Genomic DNA, 17,990 nt, shown 5'->3' with positions numbered 1-17,990 from the left:
CCGCTTGGCCGGACGTGGCGAACTCAGTCGATTTCGCGACGGATGACGGCGCCGGTCTTGGCGTCGATGTCGATCTCCATCTCCTTGCCGGCGCTATCGCGGCCTTCGGCTTCCCATTCACCGTCGTCGAGCTCGATCGAGGTGATCGTCGCCAGCCCGCCGTCGCGGGCGATGCGAAGCGCATCCTCGACACCGATGGCGGGTGTCTGGGCGAAGGCGGGCAGGGCGGCAAAGGCGATGGCAGCGATGGCGTAACCCAGGGATTTCATGCGGTACTCCTGAACGTTGAGGTGACGTTGGGGTAAGCGGCTCCCGGCCAAACAGTTCCCCCGACCTAACGATTGCCGGGGTGCCGGCGCTTGGCTTGTGCCTCCCGCCCGGCCATAAGGGGCGCCCATTCCAGGTGTCCCATGCCCCTCCAAGCGACTGCCCCCCTCGCGCGCCGCACCGCCACGCTGATCGGCTTTACCGCCATCCTGCTGTGGTCGACGCTGGCGCTGGCGACCTCGTCCACCGGCGCCGTGCCGCCCTTTCTGCTGACGGCGCTGACCTTCGCCATTGGCGGCACGGTGGGGCTGGGGACGGCGATGGCGCGCGGCGTCAGCCTCTCGGTGCTGCGCCAGCCCTGGCCGGTGTGGCTGCACGGGGTGGGTGGGCTGTTTGGCTACCACTTCTTCTATTTCTCGGCGCTGAAGCTGGCGCCGCCGGCCGAGGCGGGCCTCATCGCCTATCTCTGGCCGCTGCTGATTGTGCTGTTCTCCGCCTTCCTCCCGGGGGAAAGGCTGCGCCCGGCCCATATCGCCGGCGCGCTGATGGGCCTTGCCGGCACGGTGGTGCTGCTGGGCGGGCGGGCAGGCAGCCTCGGCTTCGCGCCGGAATTCGTGCCCGGCTATCTCGCCGCCGCGCTCTGCGCGGTGATCTGGACGGTCTACTCGGTCGGCTCGCGGTATTTCGCGAACGTGCCGACCGAGGTCGTCGCCGGTTTCTGCCTCGCCACGGCCGTTCTGTCCGCGCTGTGCCACGCGCTGTTCGAGCCTGCGGTGTGGCCCGCAGGGGCGGGGGAGTGGCTGGCGGTGGTGGCGCTCGGCATCGGGCCGGTCGGCATCGCCTTCTACACCTGGGACATCGGCATGAAGCGCGGCGACATTCGCCTGCTCGGCGTCATGTCCTATGCGGCGCCGGTGCTCTCGACCCTGCTGCTGGTAGCGGCGGGCTTCGCCGCGCTGAGCTGGTCGCTCGGCCTCGCCTGCGCCCTCATCGTCGGCGGTGCCGCCGTGGCGACGCTGCTGGCACGGCGGCAAGCGCGATAGGGCGTCAGCCCGGCGACCAGCCGGGCGCGGCCAGCTCGAAGCCGGCGAAGTCGAAGCCGGGCGCTACCGTGCAGCCGACCAGCGTCCAGTCGCCGAGGCTACGGGCGGACTGCCAGGCATCGCGCGGGACGATCCGCTGCGGTTCGTCGCCGTCGCCGGTCCCGAGTCGGTGCGCGATGATTGGGCCGGAATCGGCCACCGACACCCGCAATTCCAGCGCCGCGCCGGCATACCAGTGCCACGCCTCGACGGCATCCACCCGGTGCCAGTGCGACACCTCGCCGGCGGCCAGCAGGAAATAGATCGCGGTGGAGACGGAGCGCCCGTCCGAGGTCGGGTGCGGATCGCGGAACGTCTCGCGGTAATGCCCGCCCTCCGGGTGCGGGGCGAGGGCGAGGCGGGCGATGACCTCGCGGGCGGAAAGGCCGTCGAGGCGCATGCGTCAGCCCCGGAAGCTGTTCTTGAGGCTGCGCAGCTCGGTGAAGATCGCACCCGGCTCGGCGCCGGACAGGCCGATGCGGGCGGCCAGCCCCGGGTCGTCGGCGCGCATGAAGGGGTTGGTCGCCTTCTCCGCCCCGATCGTGGTCGGCAGGGTCGGCTTGCCCGCCGCCCGCAGCGCCTCGATCTCTTCGAGCCGGGCGGCGACCGCCGCATTGTCGGGTTCGAGGCTGAGAGCGAAGCGCGCATTGGAGAGGGTGTATTCGTGCCCGCAATAGACCGAGATGTCGTCGGGCAGGGCGCGCAGGCGGACGAGCGATTCCCACAGCACCGGCGGGTCGCACTCGAAGGGGCGGCCGCAGCCCATGACGAACAGCGTATCGCCGGAGAACAGCAGCCGCTCGTCCTCGAACAGGAACACGATATGGCCCTTGGTATGGCCGGGCGTTTCCATCACCCGCCCCACCAGCCCGCCCACGGCGACCGGATCGCCATCCACTACCGCGAAGTCGAGCCCGGGAATGGTCTCGCGCTCCGCCTTGGGGCCGATGACGGTGGCGCCGAAGCGTTCCTTCAGCGCCTCCACGCCGGCAATGTGATCGGTGTGATGGTGCGTGACGAGGATATGGGTGAGCGTCCAGTCCTCGCGCTCCAGCGCGGCCAGCACGGGCCCCACTTCCGGCACGTCGATGACGGCGGTGGCCTCCGTCACCGGATCGCGCAGCAGCACCGCGTAATTGTCGGCGAGGCAGGGGATGAGCCGCAGTTCGGCGGGCATGATGACCTCGAAGATTGGCGCTCGGGGAACGGCGCGGCGGAAGGCCGTCGCCGTCAGTCTAGGACCCTTTTCGATCAGGCGAAATCACCTGACCGATGAGAAAGTGCCCTGCAATCAACACGCTGGAGCGTTTCCTCGTCGCGAAAGTCTGTCAGCTTTCGCGGAAAAGGCTCTGGCAGGCTCGCGGGGCGCGTCAGCGGCATTCCTGGGCGGCACGGTCGATGGCTGCCGAGATTCCGCTGAGAGAATAGGTGTCTGTTGTGACATTACCGCGTGCCGAGGTGCTTTTCACCACCACGTCGCGGCCCTTGCGCAGGGCGTCCACCAGCCGTGTCTCCTCCGCGACATTGCGCACCCAGGCGCCGGTGCCGCGGGTGTAGAGGTCGAAGCTGGCCGGCCCGATGGTCAGGGTGGCGTCGGTGCCTTCCTTCAGCGCGAAGCCCATGACGACGCTGACCTCGCCCTTCACATTCTCGGCGGTACGGGTGGAGATGAAGAAATAGGCCGGATCGCGCTTGAGCTCAGCCGGCATGCGGGTCTTGGGCTGCGACAGCGCATAGCAGATCTTCCCGCTGCCGCTGGTGTCGAGATAGACACCCCAATCGCCCGACTGGGTAACGAGCTTGGGCGCACCCTGTGCGCTGGCGCCGCCGATCCCGATCAGTGCCAGTGCCAGGCCGGCGAGTACGGCGCGCGCGGTGCGTCGTGCCATGGTCTGCATCCTCCGTATCCTCGGGCCGCCGGGGCGGCTCCGCGTGATTCTCCGTATCGGCCGCCTCAGGGATATCCGCGCTCTTCGCGGCTGTGAACCCTTGGCGCGTCGTTAGGAGGGCTTTGCGGCTCAAATGGCTGAAGGGGGACGGCGAATTGATGGCATGGCGCGGTCCTGCGGTGGATTGTCTCCAGAAGACACCGTCGCGACCATCGTCAGGGCGTACGCAGCCGCGCAATTGCCGCCCGCGCCGCCGCCCGGTGATCGGCGCCGATATGGCTGGCCAGCAGGTTCAGCGCCGTCGCCAGCACCGCCGCGTCATCGGTGAACCCGAGGCCGACGATGATGTCCGGCACCGCATCGGCGGGCAGCAGAAAATAGGCGAGGGAGCCGAAAAGAAGGGCGCGCACCCGAGTCGGCGTCTGGCTGTCCAGCGCGCAGTAATAGGCCGCCGCCGCGTCCTCGGCGAAGGGAATGCGCGACAGGGTGCCGGCCAGCTTCGGCCAGAAGCGGGCGCGCACCCGCGCCTCATCCCCGGGGCTGGCGCCGGGGATCTCGCGGTGCTCCGCCTCATTGCCATCCACATCAACGGCGTCGGCGTCGAAAGCAGGGTCGGAACGGTGGATCATCTCGCTCTCCCGACGGGTACCGGGGAGGCCCGTCCTACGAAAGATGGTTGCCATTGCCGCCTTTCGCAACATCGCCGCCATCACATCAGCGGATAGGCGGCTTCCACCCGATAGGGCCCGCCGCCCACGGAATCGCGCGAGGAGTAGAGGACGAAGCGTGAGACCTGGAAGGTGGCGCTGCGGAAATAGCCGCGCAGGGCGAGATAGTCCGCTACCTGACGGGGGGCGGCATCGCGGAGCCGGGCGAGCGTGACATGCGGGCGGAAATTGCGCCCTTCCGGCGGCAGGCCGATGCGTTTCATCGCCCGCTCATGCTCGGCATGAAGCTCGTTCAGCGCCTGGTTGGCCTTCACCCCGACGAAGATCGAATGCGGCTTATGGTTGCCGAACTGGTCGACGCCTGAAAGGGTGAGGTCGAAGCCGAAGCGTTCGATCTCGTCGAGCGCGGCGGCGGCGTCGCGGGCGACCGCATGGTCGACATCGCCGATGAAGCGCAGGGTGACGTGATAGAAGTCCGGGCTGATCCAGCGTGCGCCGGGAAGTCCGCCGCGCAGCATCGACAGATGCTCGGCGACGTCGGTCGGGATTTCGAGGGCGGTGAAAAGCCGAGGCATGACCCCCTCCTATGGTGCCGGCAAGGGAACCCGCCACTCATTGAGACGGATTCGCAGGCCGAGGAAAAGCCAAAAATACGACAGGCAAAACACGGGCCGTCCGCATAGCCGCCATGGGCCCGGACTATCGCTGCGGCTGACGCGAACCTCGGGAGCCGATATGGTGAGGCATGATGAGCGAATCGACTGAAGACGCCGAACTTTTCACCACCCCTGCTGAGGCGGCGAAGTCGCTTGCCTTCGCCAGCATCCAGTCGATCTATCGTTATCCCGTGAAGGGGTTGACGCCGGAGCGGCTTGAGCTGGTCGATCTGGTGGCAGGGAAATATTTTCCCGGCGACCGGCTCTTCGCGATCGAGAACGGCCCCTCCGGCTTCATCCCCGAAGCGCCGGCCTTCCAGCCCAAGATCAAGTTCCTGATGCTCATGCGCAACGAGCGCCTGGCCGCTCTCGAAGCCCGCTTCGACGACGCGACGGCGGAACTGGTGATTCGCCTCGACGGTGAGGAAGCCGCGCGCGGCAAGCTCGACACGGCGGAAGGGCGGGAGGCGATCGAGGCGTTCTTCCAGCGCTATTCCCGCTATGAGCTGCGCGGCGCGCCGCGCGTGCTGGCGGCACCGCCTGAATTCCGCTTCGTCGACACCACCGAGGGCTATGTGTCGCTGATCAATCTGGCGAGCTGCCGGGCACTGGGCGAGATCATCGGCCAGCCGGTGGACCCGCTGCGCTTTCGCGGCAATCTCTATCTCGACGGCATGGAGCCCTGGGAGGAGTTCGACCTCGTCGGCCATACGATCGAGGTCGGCAACCAGGTGCGGCTCAAGATCACCCAGCGCATCTTCCGCTGCGCCGCCACCAATGTCGACCCGGAGACGGCCAAGCGCGACATGGACGTGCCAGGGACGCTGATGCGGACCTTTGGCCACACCGATTGCGGCATCTTTGCCGAAATCGAGCAGGGCGGGCTCATCGCCGATGGAGATTCGGTGCGGATCACCGTCTGAGGTCCGGATTCGGCCTTCTTCTGCCGATCAACAAAAAAGGCCCGGCTAAGCCGGGCCTTTTTCATGTGCGAGCGGGGGAACCGATCACTCCGCGACTTCCGCCGGGGCGGGCTCGGAGCCTTCACCTTCGGTGTCGCTGCGGCGGTAGCGGCGACGGCGCGTGCGCGGGGCGCGGCCGTCGGCATCGTCGGCCGGAGCTTCCTCGGGCGCCACGGCCGCTGCCGGCTTGGCAGCGCGCGTGCGGGTCTTCGGCGCCGGCGCCTCAGCGGCCGCGGGCGCTTCCGCCGGTGCCGTATCAGCGATGGTGGCCGGTACGGCAGTTGCCGCGAGCGCGGGTGCAGCCTTGGGCTCCGGCGCTTCCGCCGGTGCTTCGTTCTTGCGCGTGGCCGGAGGGGTCACAGGGGCGGTGCCGCCGCTCTGGGTGATGAAGGCGGGCAGGCCGATCTCGGCCTCCACATCCGGCCCGAGGCGCGGCTGTGGCTGCTGAGCGGGGTCGCGGTAGCCGGCGTCGCCACTTTCGCGGGGGGCGCGATTGTCGCGATAGGGGCGGCTCTCGCGCGCCCAGCGGCCTTCCCGCGGCTCGCTGCGCGACTCAGCGCGCTGCTCGTTGCGATCCTGCCGGTCACGCTCAGGCCGCTCGCTGCGGTCGCGCTCCTGGTTGCGGTCGGGACCGCGTTCCTGGCTGCGGTCGGGACCGCGCTCCTGGTTACGGTCGGGGCCGCGGTCCTGTCCACGCTCGCGATTGTCGCGGCGGTTGTCGCGGTCGCGGTAGACGTCGCGCTGGCCGCCGTCCCGCGGGCCGTTGTCCCGCTGGCCGTTGTCCCGCTGGCCGTTGTCGCGCTGGTTTCCGTCGCGCTGGCCGCTATCCCGCTGGCCGCTATCCCGCTGCCCATTGTCGCGACCGGCAAACGGTTCGCGGGTCTGATAGACGGGCTGGTTGTCCACCCCGCCGTCGTCCATGTCATCGTCGAATTCATCATCGTCGGAGCGCTGGTAGGGCTGCCCCTGCACGCCGAACTGGGCCTGCGCGGCGGCGATGATGCGGTAGTAATGCTCGGCGTGCTGGAGATAGTTCTCCGCCGCCACATAGTCGCCCGTTGCCTGCGCATCGCGGGCAAGCTGCTGATACTTTTCCACGACGTGCTGCGCCGTGCCACGCACCTTCACATCCGGGCCGTTGGACTCATAAACGCGCGTAAGCGGATTCTGGCTGCGCCGATTGCCGTTGTTGCGGCCGCGCGTACGCTTCTGCTGATTACTATTTCGCATCGAGCTGGTCTCTGTGCCCCACAAAGCCGGACGGGGAACCCCCGTTCGGTGCCATACAGGCGGGTCAATCACACGGTGTCCGCAGTCCCGCTCCTCGGCCTAGGCCTTCGGCAACGGCACGGCGGGAAATCTCGCCGTCAGTCGGGAAAAGCTGCCGCAGGCCGGGACCCTGGGGTCCCAGTCGCGCCGCAGGTCGCCCTCGACCATCGGGCTTCTTCCATGGGAGCGCATCTCGAAGATGCTTCGCCGCCGGCCAAGCCGACGCCGATCCGTCCTGACCGCATTTCTCCGGCCCGGACCCGGCGCGCGCAAACTCTGCGCTGCGGCCGACCCCATGTTTCATCGCGCAACCAAGGCCGCGCTGATAAACTTTTGGAGCGTTCGCCCCTTATGAAACGGGTTGCATCAAGGCCTTTCGCAAGGGCCTGAATGCCACTGCCAGTGACGAGCACGGCTACTCGGATCGAAGAGCGACCGGCGTTCCAATCACCAAAAGGCAGATGATGTCTCAGGACGATTCCTGCAATCGACACTAATCGGTTCGGTAACGCCTTCCAAGCCCTTTTTTGTGGCGTTTCCCGCAATATCAGGGCTTGCGGGCGACAATGGCACGGGCGATCCCGGCGAGATCACACCGCGCCGGACCATCGGCCGGCAGCCCGGCAGCGGCGAGCAGGGCGGCCACATCCCGCTCCTGCCCGATTCCAAGTTCGAGCACGGCATACCCGCCGGCCACCAGCAGGCCGGGGAGGGCGAGGCTGAGGGCACGGTAGGCGTCGAGCCCCTGAGAGCCGCCGTCAAGCGCCAGGCGCGGGTCGTGGTCGCGCACGTCCCGCTCAAGCGCGGGGATATCGGTGCTGGGAATATAAGGCGGATTGGAGACCACGAGATCGAAGCCGCCGGCGAGGGCCTGCGCCCAGTGCCCCACCAGCACCCGTGAGCGCGCCGCAAATCCAAGCGCCGCAAGGTTCTCGCGCGCCTGCCGGGCGGCCCCCAATGACAGGTCGACGCCGATCCCGAAGGCGGCGGGATACTCGCTCAGCAACGCCGCGAGCAGTGCGCCGCTGCCCGTGCCGAGGTCGAGAATCCGCAGCGGTGCGTGCCGGTCGGGGTACAGCGCGAGGGCCGCTTCGACCAGCGTTTCCGTCTCCGGTCGCGGCACCAGCGTCTCGGGGGCGAGGGTAAAATCGAGGCTCCAGAACTCGCGTCGTCCCGTCAGCCGGGCCAGCGGCTCGCCTGCGGCGCGGCGGTCGGCAAGGGCGCGAAGCCGGGCCGTATCCTCCTCCGTTACCGGCTGCTCGCCTCGCGTCACGAGGTCGAGATCGGAGAGGCCGAGGCTCGCCCGAAGCAGCGCTCGCGCCTCGCGCTCGGGCGCCTCAAGGCCCTTCTCCGCAAAGGCTGCGGCAAAGGCGCGCAGCAGGGCGGTGCGGGTGGTCACCGCTCGCCCCAGCCGCCGCTTTCGGCCTCGGCGAGCAGCGCGGCCTGATATTCGGTGGTCAGCGCGTCGACCAGTTCGCCCAGCGCATCGCCGGCGAGAATCTCCGGCAGCTTGTGGAGCGTGAGGCCGATGCGGTGGTCGGTGACGCGCGCCTGCGGGAAGTTATAGGTGCGGATGCGCTCGGAGCGGTCGCCGGAGCCCACCTGCACCTTGCGCTCATTGGCACGGGCGCTGTCGCGCTTCTCGCGCTCGGCCTCGTAGATCTTGGCGCGCAGCATTCCCATGGCGCGGGCCTTGTTCTTGTGCTGCGAGCGTTCGTCCTGCACCGCGACGACGGTTCCGGTAGGAATATGGGTGATGCGGACCGCGCTTTCGGTCTTGTTGACGTGCTGCCCGCCGGCGCCCGACGCCCGGAACACGTCGATGCGGAGGTCGGATTCGTTGATGTCGACATCGACCTCCTCCACTTCCGGCAGCACGGCCACGGTGGCGGCGGAGGTGTGGATGCGTCCCGACCCCTCAGTGTCCGGCACGCGCTGCACGCGGTGGACGCCGGATTCGAATTTCAGCTTGGCATAGGCGCCGTTGCCGTGCAGGCCAGCGACGATTTCCTTGAAGCCGCCGGCCGCACCCTCGGTCATCGACAGCACCTCGACCGACCAACCGTTCAAGGCGGCGAAGCGTTCATACATGCGGAAAAGGTCGCCGGCGAACAGCGCCGCCTCGTCGCCGCCCGTGCCGGCGCGCACTTCGAGAATGACGCCGCGCTCGTCCATCGCGTCCTTGGGCAGCAAAGCGAGCCGCACGGCGTGGGAAAGGCTTTCCACCTCTTCCTCCAGCGTGTCGGCCTCTTCCTGCGCCATGGCTGCCATCTCGCGGTCGCCGGAGGCTTCCGTGGCGAGGGTGCGGGCCTCCTTCAGCTGGCGCTCGGCGCGGCGCAGCGCCTTCACGCTCTCGACCAGCGGCGAGAGGTCGGCGAATTCGCGCGACAGGCGGACATAGGTTTCCGCCTCCGGGCTGGCGGAGAGGGCGTGCTCGATCTCCGCATGGCGCGCGAGAAGCTGGTCGAGCCGGGCATCGGGCAGGGCGGTCACGCGGCGGCACTCACAGGGGCAGGCCGGCCTTCTCGGCGAAGGCGGCGAGCTGCGGGCGCAGCGACGCCACCTCGCCGCGAATGCCGAGGAACGGTTCGACAAAGGCGGTAGCGGCGGGAAGGTCGAGTTCGAGCAGCATCGCCTTCACCGGGCCATAGGAGGCCGGGGAGACGGAGAGCCGGCGGTAGCCGATGGCGGCCAGCGCCAGCGCCTCCAGCGGCCGCGAGGCCAGTTCGCCGCAGAGCGTGACCGGCTTGCCGTATTCGGCGGCCTTGTCGATGATCGTCTTCAGCGCCCGCAGCGCCGCCGGGGCCAGCGGGTCGAAGCGGTCGGCGACGCGCGAATTGCCGCGATCGGCGGCATAAAGGAACTGCACGAGGTCGTTCGAGCCGACGGAGGCGAAGTCCACACGGCTGAACAACAGGTCGAGCTGGAACAGCAGCGCCGGCACTTCCAGCATCACCCCCACCAGCACGCGCTCGGGCAGGCCGTGGCCATGCCGGCGCAGATGGGTCAACTCGCGCTCGACGATGTGGTGGGCGCGGTCATATTCCTCCACCGCCGACACCATCGGGAAGATGAGCCGCAGCTCGCGCCCGGTGGCGGCCCGCAGCAGCGCGCGGATCTGGCTGCGCAGCAGGCCGGGCCGGTCGAGCCCGAGGCGGATGGCGCGCCAGCCCAGCGCCGGGTTTTCCTCCTCGATCGCCCGCATATAGGGCAGCACCTTGTCGCCGCCGATATCGAGCGTTCGGAACACCACGGGGCGCTCGCCTGCCGCGTCGAGCACCGAGCGATACAGCTTGAGCTGCTCATTGGTGCGTGGGAAGGCAGAGGCGATCATGAACTGGAGTTCGGTGCGGAACAGGCCGATGCCGGTGGCGCCGGTGTCCTCGATATGCGGCAGGTCGACCAGCAGGCCGGCATTGAGATGCAGCTCGATCGGCGTGCCGTCCTTGGTGACGGTCGGCACGTCGCGCAGGGCGGCGTAGCGCTCCAGCCGCTTGGCCCGGAAGCGCACCTTGTCGGCATAGGCGTTCTCGACATCGGCCGGCGGGCGGATATGCACCTCGCCGCTGACGCCGTCGACAATCACCGCGTCGCCGGCATCGACCTGGCCGACCACGTTCTCCATGTGCCCGACGGCGGAAATGCCGAGCGCCCGGGCGACGATGGTCAGATGGCTGGTCGCCGCGCCTTCTTCCAACACAAGGCCGCGGATGCGGGTGCGGTCATAGTCCAGCAGCGCCGCCGGGCTCATGTTGCGGGCGACGATGATGGCGTTGTCGGGAAGCCGGTCATGGTCGGAGCCGGCGGTGCGGCCGGTCAGCTGGCGCAGCAGGCGGTTGGCCAGATCGTCCAGATCGTGCATCCGCTCGCGCAGATAGGGATCGGTCATGCGCAGCATGCGGGCGCGGGTGTCGGACTGCACCCGCTCCACTGCGCCCTCGGCGGTGAGGCCGGTCATTACGGCCTCGCGCATGCGGTTAATCCAGCCGCGATCATGGGCGAACATGCGGTAGGCTTCGAGGATTTCGCGGTGCTCGCCGACACGGGCAACGCCCTCGTCCGCCAGCATGGTGTCGATCGAGGCGCGCAGCGTGTCCACCGCGCCGTCGAGGCGCTTCAGCTCGGCCGGCAGGTCGTCGGCGATGACCTTGGTGACTTCGATGCGCGGCTCGTGCAGCACCACATGGCCGAGGCCGATGCCTTCCGAAAGGGCAAGGCCCTTGAGATGCAGCGGGCGGCGCGCGGCGGGCTCGGCGCCGGGCAGCGCCATGGCGGTGAGTTCGCCCGAGGCGATGATCTCGGCCAGCACCATGGCCGTGGTCTGCAGCGCCTCGATCTCCTCCTCGGTGTAGGAGCGGTGGGCGCGGTTCTGCACCACCAGCACGCCGAGCGTGTTGCCAGCGCGCAGGATCGGCACGCCGAGGAAGGAGTGGTAGATTTCCTCGCCCGTTTCCGGCCGGTAGGAGAAGGCCGGGTGCGCCTGCGCGTTGGACAGGCTGATCGGCTCGGCCTCGCGGGCGACCGTGCCGACGAGGCCCTCGTCGATCCGCATCACCGTCAGATGCACGGCGCTGCGGTTCAGGCCCTCGGTGGCATAGAGTTCGAGCGTCCCGTCGACCCGCAGCACATAGACCGAGCAGACCTCGGCCACCATGTTGGCCGCGATCAGCACCACGATCTTGTCGAGGCGGTCCTGCGCGCTCACCGGCTCCGCCATGACCTCGCGGAGACGCCTCAAAAGCACGCGCGGGCCGCCGAGCGCGCCACGCATTGGCCGTCCTCGGTTTCCGGGAGCCGCTATCCCGGAGCGTCACTTAAGGCGGCGCGACTCGCGCCGCGCCGTCGCCTGACGTCAGGCGTCGAGCCCGTATACCGAATGGAGCGTTCGCACGGCAAGCTCGGTATAGGCGGCGTCGATCAGCACCGAGATCTTGATCTCGGAGGTGGAGATGGCGCGGATGTTGATCCCGCGCTCGGAAAGCGCCTTGAAGGCCCGGGCGGCGACGCCGGCATGGGAGCGCATGCCGATGCCGATGATCGACACCTTCACCACATCCGTCGCACCCTCGATGCTCTGGAAGCCGATCTGGTCGCGCACGCCGGCGAGCGACGCCTTGGCGCGCTCGAAATCGGCGGTCGGCACGGTGAAGGTGATGTCGGTGAAGCCCTCGGCCGAAATGTTCTGGACGATCATGTCGACATTGATGTTCGCTTCCGCGAGCGGCACGAACACGTTTGCCGCGATGCCGGGCTGGTCCGGCACATGGCGGATGCTGACCTGGGCTTCGTCCCGGGCGAAGGCGATGCCGGTGACGACTTCACTCTCCACGATTTCCTCCTCGTCGCAAATCAGGGTGCCGGGCGGGTCGCCGGCGGTCTTGAGTTCCGGAGCGTCCGGATCGGTGAAGCTGGAGCGCACGAAGGTGCGGACCTTGTGTACCATGGCAAGCTCGACCGAGCGCACCTGAAGCACCTTGGCCCCGAGCGACGCCATTTCCAGCATTTCCTCGAAAGCGACCTTCTCCAGCCGGCGCGCCTTGGGCACGATCCGCGGGTCGGTGGTGTAGACGCCGTCGACGTCGGTGTAGATGTCGCAGCGATCCGCCTTGATGCCGGCGGCGATCGCCACGGCGCTGGTGTCCGAGCCGCCGCGCCCGAGCGTGGTGAGCCGCCCGCTTGGCAGGTGGATGCCCTGGAAGCCGGCGATAACAGCCACCTCGCCCTGGCCGAAGCGGGCGACGATTTCCTCGCCATTCACGTCGAGGATACGGGCGGCGCCATGGGCGTCGTCGGTCGAGATGGGCAACTGCCAGCCGAGCCAGGAGCGGGCCGGAATGCCCATGTCCTGCAGCACGATGGCCAGCAGGCCGGATGTCACCTGCTCGCCGGAGGCGACGATGGAATCATATTCGCGCGCATCGTGCAGCATGGCGGCTTCGCGGCACCAGGCCACCAGCTCGTTGGTCTTGCCGGACATGGCCGAGACGACGACGGCGACCTGGTGGCCGGCCTCCACTTCCCGTTTGACATGCCGCGCAACAATGCGAATGCGCTCAATGTTGGCGACCGAGGTGCCGCCGAACTTCATCACCAGACGTGCCATTGCGGGAAACCGTACCGTGTTCTTCTGTGGGGCCGGGCGGGAGGAAGGTGGGCTCCGGCCCAAAAGGCGCGTATACATATCCACCTCGCGCCGCGCCCGCAACGCCGCCGCGCGAGCTTGGAATCCCTCTCGGCACCGCCGGGCGAAGATGAGGCGCCAATGACCGCGACCGCCACCACCGTCGATCCCCGGGAAGTCGAGCGCTTCGCCGCCCTCGCCGCCGAGTGGTGGAATCCGCGCGGCAAGATGCGGGTTCTGCACAAGTTCAACCCGGTCCGGCTGGCTTTTCTGCGCGAGAAGATCATCGCCCATTTCGGCCGCGACCCGCGCGCCATGCGCCCGCTGGAGGGGCTGCGCCTGCTCGATATTGGTTGCGGCGGCGGCCTGCTCAGCGAGCCGCTGGCCCGCATGGGGGCCAGCGTCGTCGGCATTGATCCGGCCGAGCGGAATGTGCGCATCGCCGCGCTGCACGCGCAGGAGAGCGACCTTCCCGTAGACTACCGTGCCACCACCGCCGAGGCGCTGGCGGATGAGGGCGAGCGTTTCGACGTGGTGATGGCGATGGAGGTGGTGGAGCATGTCGCCGATGTCGACCTGTTCCTCGCCCGCGCGGCGGAGATGGTGAAGCCGGGCGGCCTCATGGTGGCGGCGACGCTGAACCGCACCAAGCGCTCCTTTGCCCTCGCCATCGTCGGCGCCGAATATGTGCTCGGCTGGCTGCCGCGCGGCACCCATGACTGGAACCGCTTCGTCACCCCCGAGGAACTCCAGTCGGCGCTGGAGACGGGGGGGCTCGATGTGATCGCGCGCGAGGGCGTGGTGTTCAATCCGCTGGCCGATGAATGGCGGCGCTCGGGCGACCTTTCGGTCAACTACATGATGCTGGCGGAGCGCCGCGCGGCCGCCTGACGGCACGCCGCGGCGAAATGGCGCGAGCGGACCGGAACCGGGCGGGCAGCGGCGACTTATCGGTGCGATATCACCGCCGGGAACCCCGTTCATGCGCTCTTCGCCCTCCACGGTCGCGTGGCTCTCGCCACTCGCGGCGCTCGCCGCGCTGAACCTTTTCCTCGCCGATGTGCGCGACGGGCTTGGGCCGTTTCTCGGCGTGTTTCTTCAGGAAAAGGGCTGGGGGCCGGCCGAGATCGGCCTCGTGATGACCCTGGGCGGGCTCGTGGGCATGGCCGCGACCATGCCGATGGGCGCGCTGGTGGATGCGAGCCGCGCCAAGCGGGCGATCATCGTCATCGGCTCGGCGGCCATCCTTGCGGCGTCGCTGACGATCCTCGCCATTCCCCACTTCGCGACGGTGGCGCTGGCGCAGGCGGTGAACGGCGTCGCCGCCGCCGCCCTGCTGCCAGCCATTGCCGGGCTGACCCTCGGCCTGGTCGGGCCGGGCGGCTTCGACCACCAGCTGGGGCGAAACGAGGCCTTCAACCATGCCGGCAACATCCTCGCCGCCGTGCTGGCCGGGGTGCTCGGCTGGTGGTTCGGGCTGCCGGCGGTGTTCGCGCTGCTGGGCGCGATGGCGCTTCTCGGCGCGCTCTCCGTGCTGGCGATTCCGGCTGACGCCATCGACCATGAAGCGGCGCGCGGCGCGGTTGCCTCGCCGGCCGGCGAGGGCAAGGCACGCGAGAGCATCGGCCGCCTGCTGCGCGAGCCGGCGCTGGTCACGGCGGCGATCACCTTCGGCCTGTTCCATCTCGGCAATGCGGCCATGCTGCCGCTTTTCGGTCAGGCCATGGTGGCCACGGCGGGAGCGGACCCGAGCGCGCTGACCGCGACCACGGTGGTGGTGGCGCAGGGCACGATGATCCCGATGGCGCTGGTCGCCGCCTGGCTGGGGGCGCGGCGGGGCTATCGCCTCGTGCTGCTGCTCGCCCTCGCGGCACTGCCGATTCGCGGGGTGGTCGCGGCGGCGGCGGTGCATTACGGGGCGTTCTGGGCGCTCATTCCGGTGCAGATGCTGGATGGCGTCGGCGCCGGCTTGCTGGGGGTGGCGACACCCGGCCTCGTGGCGCGCATCCTCGCCGGCTCGGGCCGTTTCAATCTCGGCCTCGGCTTCGCGATGACGGCGCAGGGCATCGGCGCCTCGCTGTCCACCCTGCTCGGCGGGATGGTGGCGCAGCAGCTCGGCTATTCTTCCGCCTTCCTCGTGCTGGGGGCTGTGGCGCTGCTGGCGGCCGGCGCCTATGTGATCGGCGGATGCCCGGGCGGAACCGAACCCGGCCGGCCCGGCACCGCCCCGGACGTGAAGCCCGCAGCCGCCTGAGGAAAATCCGCTTTTGATCCTCCGCAACGCCCTTCCGTTGCCGTTTCGCCACACTACATGAAGACCGATGGATCGCCACAACGGGGTCCGTCACGGTGGCCGGGATACGGGCGCCGTCGTCCCACAACACCGTTCGTGCCTCAGAGGGCGGGCGGGGGGCCAGGAGGCAACGCGAAATGAACTTTGAAATCTATACCGAGCGCGCGCGCGGATTCGTCCAGTCCGCCCAGTCGCTTGCCCTGCGCGAGGGCAACCAGCAATTCACCCCCGAGCACCTGCTGAAAGTGCTGCTCGACGATCCGGAAGGCCTGTGCGCCGGGCTGATCACCCGCAGCGGCGGCGATCCCCGCATCGTGCTGGGCGATACCGAGGCGGTGCTGAAGAAGTTGCCCAAGGTGCAGGGTTCCGGCGCCGGGCAGGTCTATCTCGCCCCGGGCACGGCCCGCGTTTTCGAGGCCGCCGAACAGGCAGCCAAGAAGGCCGGCGACGGCTATGTCACCGTCGAGCGGCTGCTGCTGGCGCTCGCGCTCGAGAAGGACAGCGAGGCGGGCAAGATCCTCCTCAAGGCCGGAGCGACGCCCCAGAAGATCAACACCGCCATCGAGGCGCTGCGCAAGGGCCGCACGGCCGACAGCGCCACGGCGGAGAACGCCTATGACGCGCTGAAGAAATACGCCCGCGACCTCACCGAGGCGGCGCGCGAGGGCAAGCTCGACCCGGTGATCGGCCGCGACGAGGAAATCCGCCGTACCATCCAGGTCCTGTCCCGCCGCACCAAGAACAACCCGGTGCTCATCGGCGAGCCCGGCGTCGGCAAGACGGCGATCGTCGAGGGCCTCGCGCTCCGCATCGTCGATGGCGACGTGCCCGAAAGCCTGAAGGAGAAGAGCCTGCTCGCGCTCGACATGGGTTCGCTCATCGCCGGCGCGAAGTATCGCGGGGAGTTCGAGGAGCGGCTGAAGAGCGTGCTCTCCGAAGTCGAGGCGGCCGAGGGCGGCATCATCCTGTTCATCGACGAGATGCACACGCTTGTCGGGGCCGGCAAGACCGATGGCGCGATGGATGCGTCGAACCTCTTGAAGCCGGCGCTGGCGCGCGGCGAGCTGCACTGCGTCGGCGCCACCACGCTCGACGAGTACCGCAAGCATGTGGAGAAGGACGCGGCGCTCGCCCGTCGCTTCCAGCCCGTCTTCGTCTCCGAGCCGACGGTTGAGGACACAGTGTCGATCCTGCGCGGCATCAAGGAGAAGTACGAGCTGCACCACGGCGTGCGGATCACGGACTCCGCGCTGGTGGCGGCGGCGACGCTGTCCAATCGCTACATCACCGACCGGTTCCTGCCCGACAAGGCGATCGACCTGGTCGACGAGGCGGCCTCGCGCCTGCGCATGCAGGTCGATTCCAAGCCCGAGGAACTGGATAATATCGACCGCGAGATCGTGCGCCTGCGCATCGAGCAGGAGGCGCTGAAGAAGGAGAGCGATTCCGGCTCCAAGGACCGGCTGAAGAAGCTGGAGAAGGAACTCGCCAATCTGGAGGAGCAGTCGGCGTCCATCACCTCGCGCTGGAAGGCGGAGAAGGAGAAGCTCGGCGACGCCCAGAAGATCAAGAGCGATCTTGAGAAGGCGCGCGCCGACCTCGCCATCGCCCAGCGCTCCGGCGAGTACCAGAAGGCGGGCGAACTCGCCTATGGCACCATTCCGGCGCTGGAGAAAAAACTCGCCACCATCGAGGCGAAGGATTCCGCCGGTGAGGTGCAGGCCGGCACGATGATGGAGGAGGCGGTGACGCCCGACCATATCGCCGGCGTCGTCTCGCGCTGGACCGGCGTTCCCGTCGACAAGATGCTGGAAGGCGAGAAGGACAAGCTGCTGCGCATGGAGGACATGCTCTCCACGCGCGTGGTGGGCCAGAAGGAGGCGGTGGAGGCCGTCTCGACCGCGGTGCGCCGTGCGCGGGCGGGCTTGCAGGACCCCAACCGGCCGATTGGCTCGTTCATCTTCCTCGGCCCCACGGGCGTCGGCAAGACCGAGCTGACCAAGGCGCTGGCGTCGTTCCTGTTCGACGACGACACCGCGCTGGTGCGCCTCGACATGTCGGAATACATGGAGAAGCACTCGGTCTCCCGGCTGATCGGCGCCCCTCCGGGCTATGTCGGCTATGAGGAGGGCGGCGCGCTCACCGAGGCGGTGCGGCGCCGGCCCTATCAGGTCGTGCTGTTCGACGAGATCGAGAAAGCGCACCCCGACGTGTTCAACGTCCTCCTTCAGGTGCTCGACGACGGGCGGCTGACGGACGGGCAAGGCCGCACGGTCGACTTCCGCAACACGCTGATCATCATGACCTCGAATCTCGGGGCCGAATATCTGGTGAACCAGCCCGATGGCGAGGACAGCGAGGCGGTGCGCGAGGAGGTGATGGGCGTGGTGCGTTCGCACTTCCGCCCGGAATTCCTCAACCGCGTCGACGAGATCGTCCTGTTCCACCGGCTGCGCCGCGACCAGATGGGCACGATCGTCGACATCCAGGCGAAGAGGCTGGAGAAGCTGCTGGAAGAGCGCAAGATCGCGCTGGAGATCACCCCCGAGGCGCGGGACTTCCTCGCCGAGAAGGGCTACGACCCGGCCTATGGCGCGCGCCCGCTCAAGCGGGTGATGCAGAAGCTGCTGCAGGACCCGCTGGCCGGCCGCATCCTCGCCGGCACGGTGAAGGATGGCGACGCGGTGAAGGTCGAGCGCGGGGCGAACGAACTGCTGTTCGACACCCGCGCCCGCACGGCGGAAGAGGCGGCCTGACCGGCACGCCCCGCCGCTACGTATGAA

Annotated in this window: 16 protein-coding genes; 5 read left to right on the top strand and 11 right to left on the bottom strand. The window is 68.5% G+C overall.

Annotation, left to right across the window (positions count from 1 at the left end; all coding sequences use genetic code 11):
• Positions 1-23 precede the first annotated feature (23 nt).
• Positions 24-269 carry a PepSY domain-containing protein gene (locus EV667_RS21950; RefSeq protein ID WP_131837450.1) on the bottom strand — a complete coding sequence of 82 codons (246 nt, stop codon included), beginning with the start codon at positions 267-269 and terminating at the stop codon, positions 24-26.
• A gap of 141 nt (positions 270-410) precedes the next feature.
• Between EV667_RS21950 and yddG the strand changes: the two genes are divergently transcribed.
• The gene (gene yddG, locus EV667_RS21945) at positions 411-1,310 is read left to right on the top strand and encodes an aromatic amino acid exporter YddG (protein WP_131837449.1); all 900 of its coding nucleotides are present in this window, start codon (positions 411-413) and stop codon (positions 1,308-1,310) included.
• A gap of 4 nt (positions 1,311-1,314) precedes the next feature.
• On the opposite strand, the gene EV667_RS21940 is transcribed toward yddG, so the two are convergent.
• The 5 genes from EV667_RS21940 to thpR form a co-directional block, all read right to left on the bottom strand.
• Complete coding sequence (locus tag EV667_RS21940; RefSeq protein WP_131837448.1) at positions 1,315-1,749, bottom strand: cupin domain-containing protein; 435 nt, start codon at positions 1,747-1,749, stop codon at positions 1,315-1,317.
• 3 nt (positions 1,750-1,752) lie between these two features.
• The gene (gene gloB / locus EV667_RS21935; RefSeq protein WP_131837447.1) at positions 1,753-2,526 is read right to left on the bottom strand and encodes a hydroxyacylglutathione hydrolase; all 774 of its coding nucleotides are present in this window, start codon (positions 2,524-2,526) and stop codon (positions 1,753-1,755) included.
• A gap of 193 nt (positions 2,527-2,719) precedes the next feature.
• A complete protein-coding gene (locus EV667_RS21930) occupies positions 2,720-3,238 on the bottom strand; it encodes an invasion associated locus B family protein (RefSeq protein ID WP_245516323.1) in 519 nt (172 codons plus the stop codon).
• A gap of 215 nt (positions 3,239-3,453) precedes the next feature.
• Positions 3,454-3,867, bottom strand: coding sequence for a YkvA family protein (locus tag EV667_RS21925; RefSeq protein ID WP_131837445.1), 414 nt, complete (start codon positions 3,865-3,867; stop codon positions 3,454-3,456).
• A gap of 80 nt (positions 3,868-3,947) precedes the next feature.
• A complete protein-coding gene (gene thpR / locus EV667_RS21920) occupies positions 3,948-4,481 on the bottom strand; it encodes an RNA 2',3'-cyclic phosphodiesterase (protein WP_131837444.1) in 534 nt (177 codons plus the stop codon).
• A gap of 170 nt (positions 4,482-4,651) precedes the next feature.
• Here thpR and EV667_RS21915 point away from each other — a divergent pair, with 170 nt between their 5' ends.
• Positions 4,652-5,485 carry an MOSC domain-containing protein gene (locus EV667_RS21915; protein WP_131837443.1) on the top strand — a complete coding sequence of 278 codons (834 nt, stop codon included), beginning with the start codon at positions 4,652-4,654 and terminating at the stop codon, positions 5,483-5,485.
• Positions 5,486-5,569: 84 nt separating this feature from the next.
• Here EV667_RS21915 and EV667_RS21910 read toward each other — a convergent pair whose 3' ends face one another.
• The 5 genes from EV667_RS21910 to EV667_RS21890 form a co-directional block, all read right to left on the bottom strand.
• Complete coding sequence (locus tag EV667_RS21910; RefSeq protein ID WP_131837442.1) at positions 5,570-6,754, bottom strand: DUF4167 domain-containing protein; 1,185 nt, start codon at positions 6,752-6,754, stop codon at positions 5,570-5,572.
• Positions 6,755-7,340: 586 nt separating this feature from the next.
• Complete coding sequence (gene prmC, locus EV667_RS21905; RefSeq protein ID WP_131837441.1) at positions 7,341-8,192, bottom strand: peptide chain release factor N(5)-glutamine methyltransferase; 852 nt, start codon at positions 8,190-8,192, stop codon at positions 7,341-7,343.
• Positions 8,189-9,286 (bottom strand): peptide chain release factor 1, encoded by a 1,098-nt coding sequence (gene prfA, locus EV667_RS21900; protein WP_131837440.1) that lies wholly within the window; start codon positions 9,284-9,286, stop codon positions 8,189-8,191. Before prfA ends, prmC begins: the two co-directional genes overlap by 4 nt.
• A gap of 10 nt (positions 9,287-9,296) precedes the next feature.
• Positions 9,297-11,564: a phosphoenolpyruvate--protein phosphotransferase gene (ptsP, locus tag EV667_RS21895; RefSeq protein ID WP_131837439.1), complete on the bottom strand. Its 2,268-nt coding sequence runs from the start codon at positions 11,562-11,564 to the stop codon at positions 9,297-9,299.
• Positions 11,565-11,645: 81 nt separating this feature from the next.
• Complete coding sequence (locus EV667_RS21890; protein WP_131837438.1) at positions 11,646-12,896, bottom strand: aspartate kinase; 1,251 nt, start codon at positions 12,894-12,896, stop codon at positions 11,646-11,648.
• Positions 12,897-13,055: 159 nt separating this feature from the next.
• On the opposite strand from EV667_RS21890, the gene ubiG reads away from it, so the two are divergent.
• The 3 genes from ubiG to clpB all read left to right on the top strand — a co-directional run bounded on the left by ubiG (position 13,056) and on the right by clpB (position 17,963).
• Positions 13,056-13,805, top strand: coding sequence for a bifunctional 2-polyprenyl-6-hydroxyphenol methylase/3-demethylubiquinol 3-O-methyltransferase UbiG (gene ubiG, locus EV667_RS21885; protein ID WP_131837437.1), 750 nt, complete (start codon positions 13,056-13,058; stop codon positions 13,803-13,805).
• Positions 13,806-13,896: 91 nt separating this feature from the next.
• Positions 13,897-15,168: an MFS transporter gene (locus EV667_RS21880; protein WP_131837436.1), complete on the top strand. Its 1,272-nt coding sequence runs from the start codon at positions 13,897-13,899 to the stop codon at positions 15,166-15,168.
• Between the two features lie 176 nt (positions 15,169-15,344).
• Positions 15,345-17,963, top strand: a complete 2,619-nt coding sequence (clpB, locus tag EV667_RS21875) for an ATP-dependent chaperone ClpB (protein WP_131837435.1) — start codon at positions 15,345-15,347, stop codon at positions 17,961-17,963.
• The last annotated feature ends 27 nt before the right edge of the window (positions 17,964-17,990 follow it).

Source organism: Ancylobacter aquaticus (assembly GCF_004339465.1).
Classification (GTDB): domain Bacteria; phylum Pseudomonadota; class Alphaproteobacteria; order Rhizobiales; family Xanthobacteraceae; genus Ancylobacter; species Ancylobacter aquaticus.
The sequence above is the reverse complement of the archived record's forward strand: the minus strand, read 5'-3'. Positions and strand labels throughout refer to the sequence as shown.

What these genes read in the sequence shown, in the direction of transcription:
- EV667_RS21930 (WP_245516323.1), bottom strand. Translation starts at nt 3,238, where the DNA reads ATGGCACGACGCACCGCGCGCGCCGTACTCGCCGGCCTGGCACTGGCA.
- clpB (WP_131837435.1), top strand. Translation starts at nt 15,345, where the DNA reads ATGAACTTTGAAATCTATACCGAGCGCGCGCGCGGATTCGTCCAGTCC.
- thpR (WP_131837444.1), bottom strand. Translation starts at nt 4,481, where the DNA reads ATGCCTCGGCTTTTCACCGCCCTCGAAATCCCGACCGACGTCGCCGAG.
- gloB (WP_131837447.1), bottom strand. Translation starts at nt 2,526, where the DNA reads ATGCCCGCCGAACTGCGGCTCATCCCCTGCCTCGCCGACAATTACGCG.
- EV667_RS21950 (WP_131837450.1), bottom strand. Translation starts at nt 269, where the DNA reads ATGAAATCCCTGGGTTACGCCATCGCTGCCATCGCCTTTGCCGCCCTG.
- EV667_RS21890 (WP_131837438.1), bottom strand. Translation starts at nt 12,896, where the DNA reads ATGGCACGTCTGGTGATGAAGTTCGGCGGCACCTCGGTCGCCAACATT.
- EV667_RS21915 (WP_131837443.1), top strand. Translation starts at nt 4,652, where the DNA reads ATGATGAGCGAATCGACTGAAGACGCCGAACTTTTCACCACCCCTGCT.
- EV667_RS21910 (WP_131837442.1), bottom strand. Translation starts at nt 6,754, where the DNA reads ATGCGAAATAGTAATCAGCAGAAGCGTACGCGCGGCCGCAACAACGGC.
- ubiG (WP_131837437.1), top strand. Translation starts at nt 13,056, where the DNA reads ATGACCGCGACCGCCACCACCGTCGATCCCCGGGAAGTCGAGCGCTTC.
- EV667_RS21880 (WP_131837436.1), top strand. Translation starts at nt 13,897, where the DNA reads ATGCGCTCTTCGCCCTCCACGGTCGCGTGGCTCTCGCCACTCGCGGCG.
- yddG (WP_131837449.1), top strand. Translation starts at nt 411, where the DNA reads ATGCCCCTCCAAGCGACTGCCCCCCTCGCGCGCCGCACCGCCACGCTG.
- EV667_RS21925 (WP_131837445.1), bottom strand. Translation starts at nt 3,867, where the DNA reads ATGATCCACCGTTCCGACCCTGCTTTCGACGCCGACGCCGTTGATGTG.
- ptsP (WP_131837439.1), bottom strand. Translation starts at nt 11,564, where the DNA reads ATGCGTGGCGCGCTCGGCGGCCCGCGCGTGCTTTTGAGGCGTCTCCGC.
- EV667_RS21940 (WP_131837448.1), bottom strand. Translation starts at nt 1,749, where the DNA reads ATGCGCCTCGACGGCCTTTCCGCCCGCGAGGTCATCGCCCGCCTCGCC.